Raw genomic sequence first — 21,680 nt, forward strand, 5'->3', positions numbered from 1 at the left:
CCGTTCGGCCGGGCCGGCCGGCCGCGGGGGCGCCGGGCACGGCCGTGCCCGGCGCCCGCAGGGGCCGCGTTCAGCGGGGGCTCAGCACGCCCTCGGCTTCAGCCACGCGCACTCCACATCCGCCCGGTGCTCCGCGCTCCGGCTCGTCGGGGACCGCGGCTGCGGTTCCGCCGTCTCCGTACCGCCGTATCCCGCCAGCGTCGTGACCACCGCGTCCTCGATGTCCTTCACCGAACCCGCCAGATAGTTGTTGAGCACCACGCTGAAGACCAGCTCCCGGCCGCCCGCGTCGGTCACATAGCCAGAGAGCGCCGACGCACCCGTCAGCGACCCGGTCTTCGCCCGCGCGTTGCCCTCCGCCGGGGTGTCGCACATGCGCGTCCGCAGCGTGCCGCCGACGAAGCGGTCCTCCCCGCAGGCCACCGGCAGCGACTCGTACCAGGCGTCGAACCACGGCTCGTCCTGGACCGCCGTCAGCAGCTTGACGAACTCGCGGCTCGGGATCGTGTTGCCCCGCGACAGCCCCGAGCCGTCCACCTGCCGCAGCGTCGAGGTGTCGACGCCCACCGACCTCAGGTACGAGGAGACCCCCCGCAGGCCCGCGCTCCACGTGCCGGCGTCCGCCGTCTCCACGCCGATCGTCTTCGTCAGGATCTCCGCGTGGCCGTTGTTGGACAGCTTCATGAAGGGGACCATCAGGTCCTTCAGCGGCATCGAGGCGTGGCTCGCGACCGTACGCGCCCTCTCCGGCGTCGCCCGCCCGGGAACCGTCCGGCCGTCGACCTCCACCCCGTGCCGCTCCAGCGCGTCCCGGAAGACCGACGCGGCGTAGCCCGTGGGCTCCCAGACCGTGATCCACTCCTTGGTGGCGTTCGCCTTCACCGGGATGTTCCCGCTGACGACGACGGTGTTCGTGCCGTGCTCGCGCGTGATGCCCAGCGTGTCGGGCTCGCCCTCCGCGACCGTACGGCCGCGGTTGTCGATCTTCACGTAGTCGTTGGCCGGCGTCACCTTCACCGTCGGCTTCGCGCCCGGCCGCTTGCCGGGGTACGCCTCCACGACCACCGTGCCGGAGTCGTAGTCGGTGTCCGGGGCCACGGTCAGCGCGGAGATCTGCATCGCGTAGTAGTCCGACTCGTAGTCGGCGGACCAGCCGTTGCCGAGGCGTACGGAGTCGAAGCGGGTGTCGTCCGCGACGAGCCGGTCGACCTCGTCCACGCCCGCCGCCGCGACCTTCGCGGCCAGCGCGTCGTAGTCGGCGGCCAGCATCGTCGGGTCGCCGGTGCCGCGCAGGTAGAGGTCCCCGCCCGCCGTGAGGGCGTCCGTGGACCAGGTGTAGTCGGGGCCCAGCAGCTCCATCGCCGCCGCCGAGGTGGGCAGCTTGGTGTTGGAGGCGGGGGTGAGCCGGGTGGCGGCGGACTGCTCGTACAGGGTCTCGCCGCTCGCCGCGTCGGCCACGACGACGGAGGCGAGCGCGCCCTCCAGCCGCTCGTCGGCCAGGACGTTGTCCAGCGCCTGCTTGAGCCCGTCGTCGTCGGGATCCGCCCCGGCGGGGGCGCCGCCGCCGAGGCCGAGGGCGAGGAGGGCGGCCATCGCGGTGGCGGCCGGCCAAGTCCACGTACGCGCTGATGACTTCGGACGTCTGGGGGATCTGCTCATGACAGTGGAGCATTCCGGAACCGCGACACGGGCAACAAGTACCTTGCTGCCCGTGTCATTGGTCCGACCGGTGGTTATCCGGCCGACGGCCGGGTCAGGCGGTCACTCCTTGCGGCGGAAGATCTTGTTCCCCAGCCACACCAGCGGGTCGTACTTGCGGTCGGCCGCCCGCTCCTTGAGCGGGATCAGCGCGTTGTCGGTGATCTTGATGTGCTCCGGGCAGACGTCGGTGCAGCACTTGGTGATGTTGCACAGCCCCAGGCCGTGCTCGTCCTGCGCCGTGGTCTTCCGGTCCAGACCCTCGTCCCCGGCCGCGTCCAGCGGGTGCATGTCCAGCTCCGCGACCCGCATGAGGAAACGCGGGCCGGCGAAGGCCGGCTTGTTCTCCTCGTGGTCGCGGACCACGTGGCACGTGTCCTGGCACAGGAAGCACTCGATGCACTTGCGGAACTCCTGCGAGCGGTTCACGTCCTCCTGCTGCATCCGGTACTCGCCGGGCGCGAGCTTCTCCGGCGGCACGAACGAGGGGATCTCACGGGCCTTCTCGTAGTTGAAGCCCACGTCCGTGACCAGGTCGCGGACCACGGGGAAGGCGCGCAGCGGGGTGACCGTGATGGTCTCCTCGCGGTCGAACACCGACATCCGGGTCATGCACAGCAGCCGCGGGCGGCCGTTGATCTCCGCGCTGCACGAGCCGCACTTGCCCGCCTTGCAGTTCCAGCGCACGGCCAGGTCCGGGGCCTGCGTGGCCTGGAGCCTGTGGATGATGTCGAGGACGACCTCGCCCTCGTTCACCTCGACCTTGAAGTCCTCCAGGCCGCCGCCCTCGGTGTCGCCGCGCCAGACCCTGAAGTGGGCGAGGTGGGGGGCCTGGGGGGGCTGCTCCCCGGGGGGCGGTGTGCCCGTGCCGGTGGTGGGTGCCGTGGTCACTCGGTCAGCTCCTCGTCCGTCAGGTACTTCACCAGCTCGTCCTTCTCGAAGAGGTCGAGCAGGTCGGGCCGGATCGGCGGCATCTCGCGCTTCTCCAGCCGGATCTGGCCCCGCTCGGGGTCGGGGACGTCCCTCCCGGGCAGCGCGCCGCCGGCCGGGTCGGCGAGGCGGCACACCAGGTTCTGCTTGCGCCAGTCGCGGTCCATGGCCGGGTGGTCGTCGCGGGTGTGGCCGCCGCGGGACTCGGTACGCTCCCGGGCCGCGCGCGCCACGCACTCGCTGACCAGCAGCATGTTCCGCATGTCCAGCGCGAGGTGCCAGCCGGGGTTGAACTGCCGGTGGCCCTCGACGCCGGCGCGGCGGGCACGTACCCGAAGGTCGCCGAGGCGGTTCAGGGCCTCGCTCATCTCGCCCTCCCGGCGGATGATGCCGACCAGGTCGTTCATGGACTGCTGGAGCTCCTGGTGGAGCGTGTACGGATTCTCCGGTGGCCGGGCGCCGCCGTCCCCGCCCGCCGCGCCGGCCGCGTCACCGGCGTCGGCCTCCGCGCTGAACGGGCGCAGCGCCTCCGCCGACGCCGCCGCGACCTGCTCCTCGTCGATCTCCGCAGGACCGGCGCCGGAGCCTGCCGCGCCGCGCGCGTACTCGGCCGCGTGCAGGCCCGCGCGGCGCCCGAAGACCAGCAGGTCCGACAGCGAGTTGCCGCCCAGGCGGTTGGAGCCGTGCATGCCGCCGGCGACCTCGCCGGCCGCGAAGAGACCGGGCACGCCCAGCGCCGCCGCCGTGTCGGGGTCGACGTCCACGCCGCCCATCACGTAGTGGCAGGTCGGGCCGACCTCCATCGGCTCGGCCGTGATGTCGACGTCCGCCAGCTCCTTGAACTGGTGGTGCATCGACGGCAGCCGGCGCTTGATCTCCTCGGCGGGCAGCCGGGTGGAGACGTCCAGGAACACGCCGCCGTGGGGTGAGCCGCGGCCCGCCTTGACCTCGGAGTTGATGGCGCGCGCCACCTCGTCGCGGGGCAGCAGCTCGGGCGGGCGCCGGTTGTTGTCCGGGTCCTCGTACCAGCGGTCGCCCTCGTCCTCGCTCTGGGCGTACTTCTCCTTGAAGACGTCCGGGATGTAGTCGAACATGAAGCGTTTGCCCTCGCTGTTGCGCAGGACACCGCCGTCGCCGCGGACCGACTCGGTCACGAGGATGCCCTTGACCGAGGGCGGCCAGACCATGCCGGTCGGGTGGAACTGGACGAACTCCATGTTGATCAGCGACGCCCCGGCGAGCAGCGCGAGCGCGTGCCCGTCGCCGGTGTACTCCCAGGAGTTGGACGTCACCTTGAACGACTTGCCGATGCCGCCGGTGGCCAGCACCACCGCCGGCGACTCGATCACGAAGAACCGGCCCGACTCGCGCTCGTAGTAGAACACGCCGGAGACCCGGCCGTCGGGCGCCTTCAGGATGCGCGTGACCGTGCACTCCTGGAAGACCTTGATCCGGGACTCGTAGTCCCCGCTCTCCTTGAAGTCCTCCTGCTGGAGGGAGACGACCTTCTGCTGGAGCGTGCGGATCAGTTCGAGGCCGGTGCGGTCGCCGACGTGGGCGAGGCGCGGGTACTCGTGGCCGCCGAAGTTGCGCTGGGAGATCTTGCCGTCCTTGGTGCGGTCGAAGAGCGCACCCCAGGTCTCCAGCTCCCAGACGCGGTCCGGCGCCTCCTTGGCGTGCAGTTCGGCCATCCGCCAACTGTTGAGGAACTTGCCGCCGCGCATGGTGTCGCGGAAGTGCACCTGCCAGTTGTCGCCCGCGTTGACGTTGCCCATGCTGGCGGCGATGCCGCCCTCCGCCATCACGGTGTGGGCCTTGCCGAAGAGCGACTTGCAGATCACGGCGGTGCGCAGGCCCTGCTCACGGGCCTCGATCGCCGCCCGCAGCCCGGCGCCCCCGGCACCGATCACGACGACGTCCCACTGCTGCCGTTCGACTTGCGTCATTTTCTGTGCTTCGCCTTTCCCATCGGTCGGCTCGCTGCGCCTCAGAACAGCACCGGGTCGTCGAATGCGCCGGAGGCCACCAGGTACACGTACAGGTCGGCCAGCCCCACGCTGATCAGGGACGCCCAGGCAAGCTGCGCGTGGCGCTCGTTGAGCTTGCCCACCCAGCCCCAGGCGCGGTAGCGCAGCGGGTGCTTGGAGAAGTGCCGGAGCCGGCCGCCGACGATGTGCCGGCAGGAGTGGCAGGAGATGGTGTAGAGCCAGATGAGCACGACGTTGATCCAGAGCACGATGGTGCCGAGGCCCATGTGGCCCCACTCGTACTCGCTGTTGCGGAAGCCGAGGATCGCGTCGTACGTGAGGATCGCGGCGACCGCGAGCGCGGCGTAGAAGAAGTACCGGTGCAGGTTCTGGAGGATCAGCGGGAAGCGGGTCTCGCCGGTGTACGTCTTGTGCGGCTCGGCGACGGCGCAGGCGGGCGGCGACGCCCAGAAGCCGCGGTAGTACGCCTTGCGGTAGTAGTAGCAGGTGAGCCGGAAGCCCAGCGGGAAGATCAGGATGATCGCCGCCGGGGACATGAACCACCAGTCGCCGAAGAGCGCGAAGTTCGGGCCGCCCTTCATGTCCACGCAGTCGGAGCCCAGACAGGGCGAGTAGAACGGTGAGACGTAGGGCGCCGCGTAGTAGTCGTCGTTGATGAGGGCGCGCCAGGTCGAGTAGACGATGAACGCCAGCAGCCCGGCGACGGTGGCGGTCGGCTGCACCCACCAGCGGTCGGTGCGCAGATGGCGGGCCGCGATCGCGGCCCGGCCCGGGGCGCGGACACCGCCCGGCTGGTCGGGGCTGGGTGGGCGTTCGGTTGTTCCGGTGGCCAAGGTCTTCTCCGGCAGGACGGGAGTAGTGGGGTCGGGGGAGGGACGGAGGGTGCGTCGGCGGACCGGGGCCTGACGGGGCCCCGGCGCGCGGGCGCGGGCGGGGGTGGTCCGGCAGCCCGGCTATGGGGCGTGCCGGCCGCCGGCGCCGAGTCCCTCGTCGTCGGCGTCCCGCCACAGGGTGTGGTCGTAAGGCTGGTCCGGAATCGGGACCAGGGTCGGTCCCTCCTTCTCCGGTCCCTGGGCGGAGACCTCGCGCAGCAGGGCGAGTGACTCCCGCAGGTGGTCGGCGTCGGTCCGCACCCGGCGCAACTCCAGCGCGCCGGTGCCCATGCGCTGCTCCAGGCGGCTCACGGTGCGTACGAGATCGTCGACGGAACGCTGTGCTGCGGTCAGTTCTTCGTTCAGGGTCATGACATGCCCTCACGTCTTCGGTCGGGCGGTGCTGACGGTGCCCCTCGCGCGGTCTCCGCGCACGGCGAAGACGCGCTCAGGGCGCTGTGGGGGGAAGTGTCGCGCGTCCCGCGCTCGCTTGGGAAGAGATCTGCGGATTTCCCCCTGCTGGGGTGACGTACGGGGCTGGATCCGGCCGATGTGTACGGAAAACACACGGGCCGATCTCCCGATGGCTGGGCCGGACGGGTTGCGTTGCGCGGCGCGCCCGCCGTGTCGCCCCTGGGCGGGGGGCGGGCTCGTTTTAGGTGGCGGGGCAAGAGAAGTGTGATGAGCGGCAAATGCGCCGAAAGTGTGCATCACGGAGGTATCGCGCATGTCCCTTCACAGCCGCAGGCGCTACGCCGCCGCGCTGATCGCGGCGGGCGTCACCCTGCCCCTCGCGGGCTGCGACACCTCCCCGGACAACGCCGCCGGCGCCGCGCACGACGTGACCGCCGTCTCGCGCGAGCAGCTCCGGCCCGGCGGCACGGTCCGCTGGGCCGTGGACGCGGCGCCGGAGACGTTCAACGTCTTCCAGGCCGACGCGGGCGACGCCACCGACCGCGTCGCGGGCGCGGTGCTGCCGCGGCTGTTCACCCTCGACGAGCACGGCCGGCCGGCGGCCGACCCGGACTACCTGGAGAGCGCGGAGGTCGTGGAGCGCACCCCGGAGCAGCGGGTGGTCTACCGGCTGAACCCGCGGGCGGTGTGGAGCGACGGGCGGCCGATCGGGGCCGAGGACTTCGAGGCGCAGTGGCTGGCGCTCAACGGCGAGGACACCGCGTACTGGACGGCGCGCAACGCCGGGTACGACCGGATCGAGTCGGTCGGGGCCGGCGAGGAGCCGGGCGAGGTGGAGGTCGTCTTCGAGGAGCCGTACGCGGACTGGCAGGCGCTGTTCTCGCCGCTGTACCCGATGAGCGTGACGAAAACGCCGGAGGCGTTCAACGAAAGGGCGCGGACCGGGCTGCCGGAGGTCGCGGGCCCGTTCATGATCAAGGACGTCAAGGACGTCAAGGACGTCAAGGACGTCAAGGACGTCAAGGGCGACGAGGGCGAGAAGAAGAAGGACAGGAAGAGCGGGACGTACAAGGACGGCAAGAAGGCGGAGAAGAGCGGAAAGAGCAAGAAGGACGGCAAGGCGGAGAAGAAGAAGTCGGAGAAGAAGTCGGAGAAGAAGGAGAAGGACGGCGGGAAGAAGGGGAGGCGGGACGGGGCCGCCGCGAGCGAGCCGACGTCCGTGACCCTCGTGCGCAACCCCCGCTGGTGGGGCGACCGTGCCCTCCTCGACCGCCTGGTCTTCGAGGAGCTGCCGCGCGGCACCGGGCGGGAGAAGGCGCTGAAGGCCGGCCGGCTCGACATCGCCGAGGTCGAACGGGACGAGGCCCTGGACGCCGCCCGCGCCGAGCGGGCCGCGGCGGCCACGGTGCAGGTCGCCAGGTCCGACCGGGCCCAGGACGGCAAACCGGCGGACCTGGTCACGCTGCCGAAGGCCGGCCCGCGCCCGTACACCGTGCACCGGGCGCTGGAGCCCGCGTACACGCAGCTCGCGCTCAACGGCAGCGCGGGCCCGCTCGCCGACGAGCGGGTACGCCGCGCCGTCGCCCGCGCCGTGGACCGCGGCACGCTGGCGCGCAGCGTCCTCGGCCCGCACGGCCTGCCGGCGAAGCCGCTCGGCAGCCACCTGCTGATGCCGGGCCAGCCCGGCTACAGCGACCAGAGCGGCGCGCTCGGCCCGCAGGACGTGATGGCGGCGCAGAAGCTGCTGGCGGAGGCGGGCTGGAAGGGCGGCCCGCGGTCGGCGGAGGCGGAGGCGAAGGGCACCGGCGACGGCGACGGCCGCGACGGCCGCGACCGGGCCGACGGCGCGCGCTCCGGCGACGACAAGCCGGCTGCGGCGCTGCTGCCGACGTACGACCTGCCGCTGTCGGTCACGCGGCCGGCGCAGGCGCAGAACGTCGCGCTGGGCCGGCAGGCGGAGCTGTGGGCGGCGGCGGCGAAGCACGGCAAGTCCTCGAAGCCGTACAAGAAGGCCGTGAAGGCGGCCCGGCTGGCGCGCGCGGCGCTGGCCGAGCGGGAGACGAGCGTGGCGCAGCCGCCGCGGCAGCGCCCGTTCGTCAAGGACGGCAAGCCCCTGACGCTCCGCTTCGTGGTGCCGCAGGGGCCGGGCACGGAGCAGTTGCGGTCGGTGGCCTCGCGGGTGGTGAGGATGATGGACAACATCGGCGTACGGACCGAGGTGGTGGAGGCCGGGGAGGCCGGCTACTTCAGGGACCACATCGCGGCCGGCGAGTACGACATGGCGCTCTACTCCTGGCCCGGCACCCCCTACCCGGCCACCGACGCCCGCCCGATCTACGCCAAGCCGGTGCCGTCCCCCGACGGCTCCCTGGTCGTCGAGCAGAACTACACCCGGGTCGGCACCGACGAGATCGACCAGCTCTTCGACCAGGCGGTCGCCGAACTGGACGACGAGGCCGCGCAGGAACTGCTGACCCGCGCCGACGCCCGCATCTGGGCGGCGGCCGGCTCGATCCCGCTCTACCAGCGCCCCCAACTGGTCGCCACCGACCGCAACCTCGCCAACGCCGGCGCCTTCGGCTTCGCCACCCCCCGCTACCAGGACATCGGCTACCGCAACTGACGGCGGACCGGGCCGGCCGGCCGGCGGCACCCGGCGCGCGCGGCGATGTCGGAGAGGGCCCGTACGATAGGACGGCCGTGGTCGAATCGCCCGGCTGACCCCCTCTAGTTCGGGAGCACCGCCCAGTCATGCCGACGCGCCAGGACATCCGCAACGTCGCCATCGTCGCCCACGTCGACCACGGCAAGACCACCCTGGTCGACGCCATGCTCAAGCAGGCCGGCGCCTTCGCCGAGCACCAGCTCCAGTCCGTCGACGACCGGGTCATGGACACCGGCGACCTGGAGCGCGAGAAGGGCATCACCATTCTCGCGAAGAACACCGCGGTGAAGTACCACCCCAAGGGCGGTGGCGACCCGGTGGTGATCAACATCATCGACACCCCCGGCCACGCCGACTTCGGCGGCGAGGTCGAGCGCGGGCTGTCCATGGTCGACGCCGTCGTGCTGCTGGTGGACGCCTCCGAGGGACCGCTGCCGCAGACCCGGTTCGTGCTGCGCAAGGCGCTTCAGGCGCGGCTGCCGGTGATCCTGTGCATCAACAAGACGGACCGGCCCGACTCGCGGATCTCCGAGGTCGTGGACGACACGTACGACCTCTTCCTCGACCTCGACGCCGACGAGGAGCAGATCGAGTTCCCGATCGTCTACGCCTGCGCCCGTGACGGCATCGCCTCGCTGACCCAGCCGGAGGACGGCACGGTGCCGGCGGACAGCGACAGTCTGGAGCCGTTCTTCTCCACCGTGCTGGACTACGTCCCGGCCCCGTCGTACGACGAGGGCGCGCCGCTCCAGGCGCACGTGACGAACCTCGACGCCGACAACTTCCTCGGCCGCATCGCGCTGCTGCGCGTGGAGCAGGGCGAGCTGAAGAAGGGGCAGACCGTCGCGTGGATCAGGCGCGACGGCACCGTGCAGAACGTGCGGATCACCGAGCTGATGATGACCGACGCGCTCACCCGCCGCCCCGCTCAGCTCGCCGGGCCCGGCGACATCTGCGCGGTCGCCGGCATCACCGACATCATGATCGGCGAGACCCTGGCGGACCCGGAGAACCCGGTCGCGCTGCCGCTGATCACGGTCGACGAGCCGGCGATCTCGATGACGATCGGGACGAACACCTCGCCGCTGGTGGGCAAGGGCATCGGCGGCGGGAAGGGCAAGGGCCACAAGGTCACCGCCCGGCTGGTCAAGGACCGCCTGGACCGCGAGCTGGTCGGCAACGTGTCGCTGCGCGTGCTGCCCACCGAGCGGCCGGACGCCTGGGAGGTGCAGGGCCGCGGTGAGCTGGCGCTGGCGATCCTGGTGGAGACCATGCGCCGGGAGGGCTTCGAGCTGACCGTCGGCAAGCCCGAGGTGGTCACGAAGGAGATCGACGGCAAGGTCCACGAGCCCGTCGAGCGGATGACGATCGACGCCCCGGAGGAGCACCTCGGCGCGATCACCCAGCTCCTCGCCGCCCGCAGGGGCCGGATGGAGACGATGACCAACCACGGCTCCGGCTGGGTGCGGATGGAGTTCGTCGTCCCCTCGCGCGGGCTCATCGGCTTCCGTACGGAGTTCCTGACCCAGACCCGCGGCACCGGCATCGCGCACTCGATCTTCGAGGGCCACGAGCCGTGGTTCGGCGAGCTGCGTACGCGCAGCAGCGGGTCGCTGGTCGCGGACCGGACGGGCGCGGTGACGGCGTTCGCGATGACGAACCTCCAGGAGCGCGGGACGCTCTTCGTGGAGCCGGGTACGGAGGTGTACGAGGGCATGATCGTCGGGGAGAACTCCCGCTCCGACGACATGGACGTCAACATCACCAAGGAGAAGAAGCTCAGCAACGTGCGGTCCTCGACGGCGGACATCGCCGAGTCGATCGTCCCGCCGCGGAAGCTGTCGCTGGAGCAGTCGCTGGAGTTCTGCCGGGACGGCGAGTGCGTGGAGGTCACGCCGGAGACGGTGCGGATCCGCAAGGTGGCGCTGGACGGGCGCGAGCGCGCGCGGGCCGCCTCGCGGGCCAAGCACGCGTAGGGCGGCGCGCGGGACGCACGGACGGCGCGCGGGTCGTACGTAGCAGAGGAAGCCCTCCGGACCGGGCGTGCGGCGCGCGCTCCATCCGGGGGGTTGTGTTCCCCCGATGGCGTGCCACCGGGAGCGCGGGCGTCCCCCATGGGGTCTTATGTCACTTAAGTGATACTTGGGACTCTTGGGAGGCACCATGCGTCGAGCCACCCGCGCCTCGTGGACGGCCTGTGCCGTCTGCGCCGCGCTCGCCGCGACCGGCTGCGGCAGTGACAGCGGTGACGGCGGCGGCGGTTCGTCGGGCGGGGGCGGCGGCACCGTCACCGCGCAGTGGGGGGACCCGCAGAGTCCGCTGGAGCCGGCGAACGTCAACGAGGTCCAGGGCGGCAAGGTCCTCAAGCTCATCACCCGCGGGCTCGTCGTGTACGACCCGAAGACCGCCGAGCCGAAGAACATGCTCGCCGAGTCCATCGAGAGCGACGACCAGAAGAACTGGACCGTCAAGGTCAAGAAGGGCTTCCGGTTCAGCAACGGCGAGCCGGTCACCGCCAAGTCCTTCACGGATGCCTGGAACTACGCGGCCAACATCAAGAACCAGCAGGTCAACAGCAGCTTCTTCAAGTACATCGACGGCTACGACGAGGTCCACCCGACCGCCGAGGACGCCGAGCCCCGCGCGCAGCAGCTCTCCGGGCTCAAAGTCGTGGACGACCATACGTTTACCGTCAAGCTCTCGCAGAAGTTCGCCATCTGGCCGGACACCCTCGGCTACCCGGCCTTCGCGCCGCTGCCGAAGGCGTTCTTCGACGACCACGACGCCTACCTCGACAAGCCCGTCGGCAACGGCCCGTACAAGATCGACTCGTACTCCAAGGGCACGTCGATGAAGCTCGTGAAGGACAAGAAGTACAAGGGCGACGACAAGGCGAAGAACGACGGCATCGAGCTGAAGGTCTACACCGACCAGAACACGGCCTACACCGACCTCCAGGCCGGCAACCTCGACATCTCCGACGAGCTGCCCGCCGGCCAGCTCGCCAACGCCGAGAGCGACCTCGGCGACCGCTTCATCAACCAGAAGGCCGGCATCATCCAGACCCTCGCCTACCCGCTCTACGACGACGCCTGGTCCGGCGCCGACAAGGCCGGCCTGCGCCGCGGGATCTCCATGGCGATCGACCGCGAGCAGATCACCAAGCAGATCTACAACGACACCCGCATCCCCGCCAAGGACTGGACCTCCCCGGTCATCGGCGAGAAGGGCGGCTTCGACGACACGATCTGCGGCGACCTGTGCACGTACGACCCGAAGCAGGCCAAGAAGCTGATCGAGGACGCCGGCGGCCTCCCCGGCGGCAAGCTGACCATCTCCTCGAACGTCGACACCGGCTCCCACAAGGAGTGGATGGACGCGGTCTGCAACAGCATCAACAAGACGCTCGACAAGGAGAACGCCTGCGTCGTCAACCCGGTCGGCACCTTCGCGGACTTCCGCACCCAGGTCGTGGACCGGGAGTTCAAGGGCCCGTTCCGCTCCGGCTGGCAGATGGACTACCCGCTGATCGAGAACTTCCTGGCGCCCACGTACTACACCGGCGCGTCCTCCAACGACGGCGAGTACAGCAACAAGAAGTTCGACGACCTCCTCGACCAGGCCAACGCCGCCGAGGACACCGCCGCCGCCGTCGACAAGTACAAGGAGGCGGAGCGGCTGCTCGCCAAGGACGTGCCGTCGATCCCGCTGTGGTACCAGAACGGCATCGCCGGCCACTCCGACCGCGTCACCGACGTCTTCCTCGACCCCTTCAGCGTGCCCTACTACCCGGACGTCAAGGTCAAGTAGTGCACGCGCGGCGGACCGCCGCGGCAGGGACGGAAGGAGCGGGCACGCGAGGAGAGGAGGGGCGCCGATGGGCCGTTACGTGATCCGGCGGCTGCTTCAGATGATCCCCGTGTTCATCGGCACCACGTTCCTCATCTTCTTCATGGTGTACGCGCTCGGCGACCCGGTCGCCGCCATGTTCGGCGACCGGGCGCCCGACCCCGCCACCGCGGCGCAGATCCGCCGGGACCTCAACCTCGACAAGCCGCTGTGGCAGCAATACGTGCTCTACATGGGCAACATCTTCACCGGCGACTTCGGCCGGGCGTTCAACGGCCAGCCGGTGCTCGACCTGATGCGCAGCGCCTGGCCGATCACCGTCCGGCTCGCCCTGCTCGCCGTGCTCTTCGAGATGATCATCGGCGTCACCCTCGGCGTGGTCTCCGGCCTCAGGCGCGGCCGGGCGGTGGACACGGGGGTGCTCTTCGCCACCCTGGTCGTCATCTCCATCCCGACGTTCGTCACCGGCTACGTGCTCCAGTACCTCCTCGGCGTCAAGTGGGGCTGGGTCAAGCCCGCGGTGTCCCCCGGGGCGCCGTGGAACGAGCTGATCCTGCCGGCGGTGGTGCTGGCGCTGGTCTCGCTCGCGTACACCACGCGGCTGACCCGTACCTCCGTGGCCGAGAACGCCCGCGCCGACTACGTCCGCACCGCCGTCGCCAAGGGCCTGCCGCGCCGCCGCATCACGGTCCGCCACCTGCTGCGCAACTCCCTGATCCCGGTGGTGACCTTCCTCGGCATCGACATCGGCAACCTCATGGGCGGCGCCATCGTCACCGAGCGGATCTTCAACATCCAGGGCGTCGGCTACCAGCTCTGGCAGGGCGTGCTGCGGCAGAACGCGCCCACGGTCGTCGGCTTCGTGACCGTCCTCGTCATCGTCTACCTGCTCGCGAACCTGCTGGTGGACGTGCTCTACGCGGTCCTCGACCCCCGGATCCGCTATGCCTGAGCGCTACGAGGAGAAGCAGCGGGCGGACATCGCGACCCAGGAGGCGGAGTCGCTGCCCGGCAGCGACATCCTCCAGGCCGAGGCCGGCGGCACCGCCGGGACGGACCAGCCGGCCCGCAGCCTGTGGTCCGACGCCTGGCAGGACCTGCGCCGCAACCCCGTCTTCGTCGTCTCCGGGCTGCTGATCCTCTTCCTGGTCTTCATCTCCCTGTGGCCCAGCGTGGTGGCCACCGGCAGCCCGTACGACTGCGACATCGCCAAGCGCAACCTCGGCGCCGAATCCGGCCACCCCTTCGGCTTCGACAGCCAGGGCTGCGACGTCTACAACCGCACCGTCTACGGCGCCCGCGCCTCGCTGACCGTCTGCACCCTGGCCACCCTCGGCGCCGCCGTCATCGGCACCGTACTCGGCGGCCTCGCCGGCTACTTCGGCGGCTGGGGCGACGCGGTCCTCTCCCGGATCACCGAGGTGTTCTTCGGCATCCCCATCCTGCTGGGCGGCCTGGTCTTCCTCTCCGTCATCAAGAGCGGGTCGGTCTGGCCGGTGATCGGGCTGATCGTGCTGCTGGGCTGGCCGCAGGTGGCGCGGATCGCGCGCGGCTCGGTGATCACGGCCAAGCAGAACGACTACGTCCAGGCCGCCCGCACCCTCGGCGCGTCCACCGGGCGCATCATGCTGCGGCACGTGCTGCCCAACGCGATCGCGCCGATCATCGTCGTCGCCACCATCGCCCTCGGTACGTACGTGGCGCTGGAGGCGACCCTGTCGTTCCTCGGCGTCGGCCTGAAGCCGCCGACCGTCTCCTGGGGCGGCGACATCTCCACCGCCTCGCAGCAGATCCGCAACGCGCCCCACGCCCTGCTGTGGCCGGCCGGGGCGCTGAGCCTGACCGTGCTGGCGTTCATCATGCTCGGCGACGCGGTGCGCGACGCGCTCGACCCGAAGCTCAGGTGAGGTGCCCGTGACCGCGCTGCTCGACGTCCGCGACCTACAGGTGGAGTTCCGCACCCGGGAGGGGGTGGCGAAGGCCGTCAACGGCGTCTCGTACAGCGTGGACGCGGGCGAGACGCTGGCGGTGCTCGGCGAGTCCGGCTCGGGCAAGTCCGTCACCGCGCAGGCCGTGATGGGCATCCTGGACACGCCCCCCGGGTTCGTCACCGGCGGGCAGGTGCTCTTCCAGGGCGAGGACCTGCTGACGCTGGGCCGCGAGGCGCGGCGCCGGGTGCGCGGCGAGCGGATGGCGATGATCTTCCAGGACGCGCTGTCGTCGCTCAACCCCGTGCTCAGCGTGGGCTTCCAGCTCGGCGAGATGTTCCGCGTGCACCGCGGCGCGAGCCGGTCGGAGGCGCGGGCCCGGTCGATCGAGCTGATGGAGCGGGTACGGATCCCGGCCGCCCGGGAGCGGGTCGACGACTACCCGCACCAGTTCTCCGGCGGCATGCGGCAGCGCATCATGATCGCGATGGCGCTGGCGCTCGGCCCGGAGCTGATCATCGCGGACGAGCCGACGACGGCCCTGGACGTGACCGTGCAGGCGCAGGTGATGGACCTGCTGGCGGAGCTGCGCGACGAGACGGGGATGGGGCTCATCCTCATCACCCACGACCTGGGCGTGGTCGCGGACGTCGCCGACAAGATCGCGGTGATGTACGCGGGCCGGATCATGGAGACGGCGCCGGTCCACGACCTGTACAAGGCGCCGGCGCACCCGTACACCCGCGGGCTGCTGGACTCCATCCCGCGGCTGGACCAGAAGGGCCAGGAGCTGAGCGCCATCCACGGCACCCCGCCCAGCCTGCTGTCCATCCCCCCGGGCTGCCCCTTCAACCCCCGCTGCCCGCGCGCCCAGGACATCTGCCTGACCGACCGCCCGCCGCTGTACGAGGTGACGGACGACACGGGCCGACCTCTCGCCGGGCGGGGGAGCGCATGCCATTTCTGGAAGGACCAGCTTCATGACCAGCCCTGAGGTGACCGAGGTCCGGCCGGAGGCGGCCGGTGGCGAGGCGATCCTCGAAGTGCGCGACCTCGTCAAGCACTTCCCTCTCACCCAGGGGATCGTCTTCCACCGGCAGGTCGGCGCGGTGCAGGCGGTCGACGGCGTCTCCTTCGACCTGCGGCGCGGCGAAACCCTCGGCATCGTCGGGGAGTCCGGCTGCGGCAAGTCGACCATCGCCAAGATGCTGGTCAACCTGGAGCGGCCGACCGCCGGCCGGATCCGGTACAAGGGCGAGGACATCACCCGGCTGTCCGGGCGCGCGCTGCGGGCGGTGCGGCGCAACATCCAGATGGTCTTCCAGGACCCGTACACCTCGCTCAACCCGCGGATGACCGTCGGCGACATCGTCGGCGAGCCGTACGACATCCACCCCGAGGTGGCGCCGAAGGGCAGCCGGCGGGGGCGGGTCCGGGAACTGCTGGACGTCGTCGGGCTCAACCCCGAGCACATCAACCGCTACCCGCACCAGTTCTCCGGCGGGCAGCGGCAGCGGATCGGGATCGCGCGCGGGCTCGCGCTGCGGCCGGAGATCATCGTCGCGGACGAACCGGTCTCGGCGCTGGACGTCTCGGTGCAGGCGCAGGTGGTGAACCTGCTGGAGCGGCTCCAGAACGAGTTCCACCTGTCGTACATCTTCATCGCGCACGACCTGTCCGTGGTCCGGCACATCTCCGACCGGGTCGCGGTGATGTACCTGGGCCGGATCGTGGAGTCCGGCACGGACGAGGCGATCTACGAGCACGCCACGCACCCGTACACGCAGGCGCTGCTCTCGGCGGTGCCGGTGCCGGACCCCGAGGACCGGGAGACGCGGGAGCGGATCCTGCTCAGCGGCGACGTGCCGTCGCCGGCGAACCCGCCGTCGGGGTGCCGGTTCCGGACGCGGTGCTGGAAGGCGCAGCCGGTGTGCGCGGAGAAGGATCCCGCGCTGGACGTGCCGCCGTGGTTCCGGGAGGCGGAGGGGGCGGTGGTGCACCCGTCCGCCTGCCACTTCGCGGCGGAGCGGGAGGACGACGAGGAGCCGGGGGCGGGCCGGTAGGCCGACGGGGCGAATCTGACGCCGAGCGGGAAGTCTGGTTAGTCGGTTTTATCACGAATCAGTGATAGCCATGGTGGGCGTCGGCCACTGATGCCCCGTCACCGAGCAGAGGGACACCCACCATGAAGCGATTGCCACGCCGCCGGCTCAGTGTGCTGAGCGGGGCGCTCTTCGCCGCCGCGTCCGCCCTGGCGGTCGCGGTCCCGGAGGTCCACGCGGCACCGGCCGCGGGGTCCGTACGCCCGGCGACGGAGGACCGGGAGGCGTCGGCGGCGGGGTTCGCGGAGGAGTTCGCGGGGGACATCGAGGCCGGGTTCGGGGCGTCGGAGGCGGAGATCGAGGCGGAGGCGGCGGAGTTCGAGGCCGCGGGCCCGGACGACGACTGCGCGGACGACAAGACCGGCCCGGGGACTCGGGACGGCGGCAGCGGAGGGAGGGGCGCGGGGACGGGGCCCGCCGAGCCGGACCACCACGGGGCCGGGGCTCCGGGGGCCCCCGGCGATGACGGCCCCGGCGATGACGGCCCCGGCGGCGAGGTGCCGGGCGGTGACGGGCCTTCTGCGGAACCCCCCGGCACCGAGGCCCCGGCGGTCGACCCTCCCGGTGCCGAAGGCCCCGGCGCCGGGGCCCCGGCGGCCGCCGCGCCCGCGGCCCCCGCGTCGCCCGAGGATGAGGAGCCCGCGTCCGGCAGCGGGGCGGACGGGGAGGGCGACGGCTTCGAGCCGCCCGACGGACGCACCGCCCCGCGCGACTACGACCACGACGAGGACGCGCGCGCCGGGCAACTGCCCGACACCGGCGCCGACATCTGGCTTCCGCTCGCCTCCGGCATCGGCGGCCTCGCCGCCCTCGGCGCCGGCGCCGTCGTGGTGGCCCGCAAGCGCCGCACCGCCTGAGCCCGTACGACGACGGCCCCGCGGCAGCACCGCGGGGCCCGTCCTCGTACGTCGCGTCGGCGACCCGTCCGCTCCGGGCGGCCCGCGCCGGAGGCGGGGCCGCGCCGCGGCGGTCAGGCGATGTCGATGACCCCCACCCGCTTCTCCGGGTCGGTCTCGCGCAGCGGACCCATCATGGCGCTCGCCACGTCGTTCGGCGTGATCTCCGTCGTGCTGCCGTCGCCGCGCTGGACGAGGAGCCCGTCGAAGGTGCTGCCGTACAGCGCCTCCAGCTTCTCCAGGTCGAACTTCGGCGCCAGCTTGCCGTCCGGCGTCGCCTGCATCGTGAGGAACTCGGAGATCGAGCGCTCCGGGCTGAACTCGATGTAGCGGTCGCCCGCCTGCACCGAGACGTAGCCGGACATGGCGGTCTCGGCGAAGCCGTTCATCGCCGTGTCGAACTCCGCCTGGCTGACGGCCGGTTCCTGCTGCGAGACCGGCAGCGTCACCGGCTTGTTCGCACCGCCGGCCGCGCGCTCGTCGAACGCCGCCCGCACCGCGCTCATGGACTTCTCCACGTCCACGGCCTCGTGCGGCTCGCCCTTCACCGGCACCGCCTCGCCGTCGACGAAGCGGATCATGCCGTCCTTGCCGCCGCCCGCCTCGTCGGCGATCTCCTGCAACTGGGCCCGGAGCTTGTCGGTGTCGTCGACCATCGCCGGGTCCACCTCGCGGGAGCCGCCGAAGAGCGAGCCGATGACCGACACCGGGTTGTAGTCGCTGCCCATCGCCGAGCGGACGCTCTCCGCGGTGTCGATGCCGAGGCCGGCCGACTGCGGCGTCAGCTCCTGCTCCCGCTCGCCGACGCGGAGCACGATCGGCGCCTTCGTACGCTCCTCGACGGCGGCGTCGAGCTTGGCGACCGCCTGGTCGCGGGAGCTGCCGCCGATGTCGACGCCGAGGACGGTGGTGCCCTTCGGCACGTCGTCGTTGTTGAGCACGAGCCCCGCGCCGTACGCGATGCAGAGCACCCCGAAGACGCCGGCGCCGGCCATGACCCCGAGCTTCTTGCGGTCGCCGCGGGCCCGGCCGGACGGGCTCCCGGAGCGGGAGCGCGCGGCGGCGGCCGGGGCGGGCGGCGGCACGGGCGGCCCCTCGCTGCCTGGTACGGGGCCGGGGCCGGGGGGCGGCGCGCCGCCGGGGCCGGAGCGCGGCGGCTGCCCGGCGGGGGCGAACCCCGGCGCGGGCGCGGCCTCTTGGGGGTACTGCGAGCCGCGGGGGGCGGGGCCGCCCTGCGGGATGCCGTGCGCCGGGGTGTGGCCGGGGCCCGCGCCGTGCGGGCCGGCCTGCGGTACGCCGTGGGCCGGGGTGTGCCCGGGGCCCTGCGGCACGCCGTGCGCCGGTGTCGGGTCGTGGCCGGACGGCACCGCGGGGATGCCGCCGACGGCGGTGTCGCCCATGCCGCCGGTGGGGGTCTGCGGCGCGGCGGAGCCGCGCAGGGTGCGGCCGGCGGCCGGGGCGGCGGGCTTGAGCGGCATGCTGCCGGTGGCCGGGCCCGCGGTCGGGCCGGAGGGCACGCGGCCGGGACCGCCGGCGCCGGCCGGGCCGCCGGGTCCGCCGAGGCCGCCGCGGGGCGTGCCGCCGGACGGAGTGGGGCGTACGGGCAGGGCGTTGGCCGGGTCGTCCCCGGCGAAGCCGTGCCCGCTCTCGCTCACCGGTACGTCCACCGCACCGGTGTCGCCGGGCGCCGGGTGGGCCTGCGGGACGCCGGCCGGCGGGGTGTCCGACGGCCCCGCCGGCTCGCCGGGAGGCGGAGCGAAGGCGGGGAACTGCATCCCGGAGCCGTCCGTCGTGCCCGTGGGGCCCGAGGGCGGCGCCATCGGGGGCTGCGCCGGGGGCGGGCCCGCCGGTGCGGCCTCGGGGACGCCCTGGGAGGGCGTCGCGTCCTTCTGCTTGCGGGGGGCGAACCAGTCGCTCGTCGCCGGCTTCGCGTTGCCGCCGGCGCCGCCCTGCCCGTTCGCGGACGCCGCGGCGGCTTCCGCCGGGCCCGGGGCCGGCGCGGGAACGCCGGCGCCGCCGGCGGTGTCGGGCTCCTCCGCCCCGGCTTCCAGCGGCTTGCGCACCACGACGGGCGGGATCGGCCGGGAGCCGGGGATGTTGATCCGGATCCGGGTCGTCAGCGTCGTCTCGGTCGCGGGAACGCCCGCGCCGCCGGCCCGGCCCGCTCCCGTGCCCGGAGCGGGCGCGGGGGGCTCCCCCAGGGCGGTACCCCCGGCGGTCGGCGTGTCCGGTCCCGCGTACGGCGGGGTACCCGGCGGATACGCGGCGTCGCCGCGTCCCTCGGGACCGGATGGCGGACTGTCATTCTCTCGGCTCACGGCAGGTCTCCCGTAGTGCTCCGCCGCCCGTCATGGCACCCGCGGGCAGCTCGGCGGCGCGCACCACCATACTTGTCCGCTCCGTCACACAGGCCAGACAACCGCATTCGGCCACCCGCGCGAAGGCGTACTCGACAGCACCCGATGCCCAACAGAGCACGTCACTCGGGGAGTCGGGACGGGGGTTCGCCGGTGGCGACGAGCCGCGGCAGGGTGGTGCACATCACAGCGATCACCATCCCGCCGAAGATGAAGAGCTGCGGCCCGAGTCCGGAGACGAAGACGAAGTCGCCCTCGGGTCGGTTGAGCGACATGGCGATCACCGCCAGGAACCAGCCGCCGCCCGCGGCGAAGCCCGCGCCCCGGCCGCCGGTGGCCACCCCGGCGCCGTAGCAGAGCGCGCCGACGGCGGCGAGGGCGAGCAGCATCCCGCCCGGCGACCAGGCCCCCTGGACGAGTGAACCGGCCAGCCCGACGAGGGCGCCGAGCACCAGGGCGGCCAGGTAGGCGAGTACGCGCCCGAGCGTCACGGGCTGCGCGAGGGCGCTGCCGGGGGGCGGGGTCGCGGGGCGGCGCGCGGGAGGGCTCGTCGTGGCGGCGCCGGCCCGGCTGCGCTTCTCCGCGCCCCCGCGGCTCGCGCTCCCGCCGCCCGCGCCCCCGCGACTCGCGCTCCCGCCGCTTCCGGCGCCTTTGCCCGCGCTCCCGCGGCTCGCGCCGCCGTTGCCCGTACTCCCGCCGCCAGCGGCCGACTTGGGGCGTACGGGCCGCTTCCTGGCGCTCACGCCGCCACCTCCGCGAACAGGTCGGTCTCCACGGCGCCCGGATCGCGCCGCGCGGCGTCCGCGCCGCCGGCGAGCCGGAACTGCTCCGTGGTCACGATCGGCTGGCCCAGCCCGTTGGAGAGCGCGAAGGCGCCGCCGGCCACGGTGATCTGCGTCGCGTGCGCCGCCATCGCCCGGGACTTCGCCGCCGCGTACGCGCCGCCGTCCACGGCCGCCGTGACCTCGCCGTCGTCCACGACGCCCGGCAGGTCCGCGACGGTCGCCGTGTCCGGGAAGGGGTGGCCGGCCGCGGCCAGTTCGGTGAGGCCCTTCTCCGCCGCGGTGCGCGCGACGCAGGTCCAGTAGACACGGGCCACCGCCCACGGTTCGGCGGGGTCCGCGGCGTACGCCGCGTCCGCGGCCAGCTCCGCCGCGCGGGTCGCGACGCGGTGGGCCTGGATGTGGTCGGGGTGGCCGTAGCCGCCGCGGGGGTCGTACGTGACCAGCACCTGGGGGCGTACCTCGCGGATCACCGGCACCAGCAGCCCGGCCGCCTCGTCGACGCCCGCCGACCAGAACGTGCCCGGGCGGCCGTTGACGTCGAGACCGCTCATGCCCGAGTCCCGGAACCGCCCGGGCCCGCCGAGGAAGCGGTGGTCGGTGACGCCCAGCGCCCGCATGGCGGCGGCGAGTTCGCCCTCCCGGTACGGGCCGAGCCGGTCGTCCCGCCCGGGTCCCAGACCGGCGAGGGCGGGCGGAATGATCTCGCCCTCCTCGCCCCGGGTGCACGTCACCAGGGTGACGAGGGCGCCCTCGGCGGCGTATCGCGCCATGGTGGCGCCGGTGGTGATCGTCTCGTCGTCCGGATGCGCGTGCACCAGCAGCAGCCTGCGCTTCGGAAGCTCCCTGCTCATGAGGGAAGCCTAGACGAGCGGACGGAAGGTCCCCCGGGTCAGAAGTTGATGCTCTCGATCATCCCCGCGACGTTCTGTGTCACATCGTCGATGGTCGGTGCCATGGACGAGCTGGCGAGGTAGAAGCCCAGCAGAATGCACACGACTGCGTGGCCGCCCTTCAGGCCACTCTTCTTGACGAGCAAGAAGACGACGATCGCGAGCAGCAGCACTAGCGAGATCGACAGAGCCACAGCGGCTCACCTCCCGGGACCTGCGGTCGGGTCATCTGACGAGCAAGGTGATGCATGCCCGTCGCGCGCACGCATCATAACTATCGGTGCCTGTGCATCGTTCGGCGCACCG

17 protein-coding genes are annotated in these 21,680 nt (G+C 72.4%); 8 read left to right on the top strand and 9 right to left on the bottom strand.

What is annotated here, in order from left to right; translation table 11 throughout:
- Positions 1-81: 81 nt before the first annotated feature.
- The 5 genes from dacB to QBL21_RS05955 form a co-directional block, all read right to left on the bottom strand.
- Entirely contained in the window at positions 82-1,659 is a 1,578-nt protein-coding gene (gene dacB / locus QBL21_RS05935) for a D-alanyl-D-alanine carboxypeptidase/D-alanyl-D-alanine-endopeptidase (protein WP_407560926.1), read from the bottom strand.
- Positions 1,660-1,761: 102 nt separating this feature from the next.
- Positions 1,762-2,589, bottom strand: a complete 828-nt coding sequence (locus QBL21_RS05940) for a succinate dehydrogenase/fumarate reductase iron-sulfur subunit (RefSeq protein WP_407560927.1) — start codon at positions 2,587-2,589, stop codon at positions 1,762-1,764.
- A complete protein-coding gene (locus QBL21_RS05945) occupies positions 2,586-4,574 on the bottom strand; it encodes a fumarate reductase/succinate dehydrogenase flavoprotein subunit (protein WP_407560928.1) in 1,989 nt (662 codons plus the stop codon). Before QBL21_RS05945 ends, QBL21_RS05940 begins: the two co-directional genes overlap by 4 nt.
- Before the next feature lie 41 nt (positions 4,575-4,615).
- Complete coding sequence (locus tag QBL21_RS05950; RefSeq protein ID WP_407560929.1) at positions 4,616-5,449, bottom strand: hypothetical protein; 834 nt, start codon at positions 5,447-5,449, stop codon at positions 4,616-4,618.
- A gap of 120 nt (positions 5,450-5,569) precedes the next feature.
- The gene (locus QBL21_RS05955; RefSeq protein ID WP_407560930.1) at positions 5,570-5,860 is read right to left on the bottom strand and encodes a hypothetical protein; all 291 of its coding nucleotides are present in this window, start codon (positions 5,858-5,860) and stop codon (positions 5,570-5,572) included.
- 355 nt (positions 5,861-6,215) lie between these two features.
- Between QBL21_RS05955 and QBL21_RS05960 the strand changes: the two genes are divergently transcribed.
- The 8 genes from QBL21_RS05960 to QBL21_RS05995 all read left to right on the top strand — a co-directional run bounded on the left by QBL21_RS05960 (position 6,216) and on the right by QBL21_RS05995 (position 17,303).
- Complete coding sequence (locus QBL21_RS05960; RefSeq protein WP_407560931.1) at positions 6,216-8,525, top strand: ABC transporter family substrate-binding protein; 2,310 nt, start codon at positions 6,216-6,218, stop codon at positions 8,523-8,525.
- Between the two features lie 128 nt (positions 8,526-8,653).
- On the top strand, positions 8,654-10,543 hold the full coding sequence (gene typA, locus QBL21_RS05965) for a translational GTPase TypA (RefSeq protein WP_407560932.1): 1,890 nt from the start codon (positions 8,654-8,656) through the stop codon (positions 10,541-10,543).
- 187 nt (positions 10,544-10,730) lie between these two features.
- Entirely contained in the window at positions 10,731-12,377 is a 1,647-nt protein-coding gene (locus tag QBL21_RS05970; protein ID WP_407560933.1) for an ABC transporter substrate-binding protein, read from the top strand.
- Between the two features lie 67 nt (positions 12,378-12,444).
- Positions 12,445-13,368 (top strand): ABC transporter permease, encoded by a 924-nt coding sequence (locus QBL21_RS05975; protein ID WP_407560934.1) that lies wholly within the window; start codon positions 12,445-12,447, stop codon positions 13,366-13,368.
- Positions 13,361-14,323 carry an ABC transporter permease gene (locus tag QBL21_RS05980; RefSeq protein WP_407560935.1) on the top strand — a complete coding sequence of 321 codons (963 nt, stop codon included), beginning with the start codon at positions 13,361-13,363 and terminating at the stop codon, positions 14,321-14,323. The genes QBL21_RS05975 and QBL21_RS05980 overlap by 8 nt, the downstream gene beginning before the upstream one ends.
- Before the next feature lie 7 nt (positions 14,324-14,330).
- A complete protein-coding gene (locus QBL21_RS05985) occupies positions 14,331-15,338 on the top strand; it encodes an ABC transporter ATP-binding protein (protein ID WP_407560936.1) in 1,008 nt (335 codons plus the stop codon).
- Positions 15,325-16,407 carry an ABC transporter ATP-binding protein gene (locus tag QBL21_RS05990; protein WP_407560937.1) on the top strand — a complete coding sequence of 361 codons (1,083 nt, stop codon included), beginning with the start codon at positions 15,325-15,327 and terminating at the stop codon, positions 16,405-16,407. Before QBL21_RS05985 ends, QBL21_RS05990 begins: the two co-directional genes overlap by 14 nt.
- A 122-nt stretch (positions 16,408-16,529) precedes the next feature.
- A complete protein-coding gene (locus QBL21_RS05995) occupies positions 16,530-17,303 on the top strand; it encodes an LPXTG cell wall anchor domain-containing protein (RefSeq protein WP_407560938.1) in 774 nt (257 codons plus the stop codon).
- A gap of 113 nt (positions 17,304-17,416) precedes the next feature.
- Here the strand turns inward: QBL21_RS05995 and QBL21_RS06000 are convergent, their stop codons facing one another.
- From QBL21_RS06000 to QBL21_RS06015, 4 genes are all read right to left on the bottom strand, one after another.
- Positions 17,417-19,660: a hypothetical protein gene (locus QBL21_RS06000; RefSeq protein WP_407560939.1), complete on the bottom strand. Its 2,244-nt coding sequence runs from the start codon at positions 19,658-19,660 to the stop codon at positions 17,417-17,419.
- Between the two features lie 161 nt (positions 19,661-19,821).
- A complete protein-coding gene (locus QBL21_RS06005; RefSeq protein WP_407560940.1) occupies positions 19,822-20,442 on the bottom strand; it encodes a DUF6113 family protein in 621 nt (206 codons plus the stop codon).
- A complete protein-coding gene (mshB, locus tag QBL21_RS06010; RefSeq protein WP_407560941.1) occupies positions 20,439-21,335 on the bottom strand; it encodes an N-acetyl-1-D-myo-inositol-2-amino-2-deoxy-alpha-D-glucopyranoside deacetylase in 897 nt (298 codons plus the stop codon). Before mshB ends, QBL21_RS06005 begins: the two co-directional genes overlap by 4 nt.
- Before the next feature lie 38 nt (positions 21,336-21,373).
- On the bottom strand, positions 21,374-21,568 hold the full coding sequence (locus tag QBL21_RS06015; protein WP_407560942.1) for a hypothetical protein: 195 nt from the start codon (positions 21,566-21,568) through the stop codon (positions 21,374-21,376).
- Positions 21,569-21,680 lie beyond the last annotated feature (112 nt).

Origin of the sequence: Streptomyces sp. 184 (assembly GCF_045781775.1) — a bacterium.
Lineage (GTDB): Bacteria > Actinomycetota > Actinomycetes > Streptomycetales > Streptomycetaceae > Streptomyces.

What these genes read in the sequence shown, in the direction of transcription:
- dacB (WP_407560926.1), bottom strand. Translation starts at nt 1,659, where the DNA reads ATGAGCAGATCCCCCAGACGTCCGAAGTCATCAGCGCGTACGTGGACT.
- QBL21_RS05945 (WP_407560928.1), bottom strand. Translation starts at nt 4,574, where the DNA reads ATGACGCAAGTCGAACGGCAGCAGTGGGACGTCGTCGTGATCGGTGCC.
- QBL21_RS05955 (WP_407560930.1), bottom strand. Translation starts at nt 5,860, where the DNA reads ATGACCCTGAACGAAGAACTGACCGCAGCACAGCGTTCCGTCGACGAT.
- QBL21_RS05960 (WP_407560931.1), top strand. Translation starts at nt 6,216, where the DNA reads ATGTCCCTTCACAGCCGCAGGCGCTACGCCGCCGCGCTGATCGCGGCG.
- typA (WP_407560932.1), top strand. Translation starts at nt 8,654, where the DNA reads ATGCCGACGCGCCAGGACATCCGCAACGTCGCCATCGTCGCCCACGTC.
- QBL21_RS05970 (WP_407560933.1), top strand. Translation starts at nt 10,731, where the DNA reads ATGCGTCGAGCCACCCGCGCCTCGTGGACGGCCTGTGCCGTCTGCGCC.
- QBL21_RS05975 (WP_407560934.1), top strand. Translation starts at nt 12,445, where the DNA reads ATGGGCCGTTACGTGATCCGGCGGCTGCTTCAGATGATCCCCGTGTTC.
- QBL21_RS05980 (WP_407560935.1), top strand. Translation starts at nt 13,361, where the DNA reads ATGCCTGAGCGCTACGAGGAGAAGCAGCGGGCGGACATCGCGACCCAG.
- QBL21_RS05990 (WP_407560937.1), top strand. Translation starts at nt 15,325, where the DNA reads ATGACCAGCCCTGAGGTGACCGAGGTCCGGCCGGAGGCGGCCGGTGGC.
- QBL21_RS05995 (WP_407560938.1), top strand. Translation starts at nt 16,530, where the DNA reads ATGAAGCGATTGCCACGCCGCCGGCTCAGTGTGCTGAGCGGGGCGCTC.
- mshB (WP_407560941.1), bottom strand. Translation starts at nt 21,335, where the DNA reads ATGAGCAGGGAGCTTCCGAAGCGCAGGCTGCTGCTGGTGCACGCGCAT.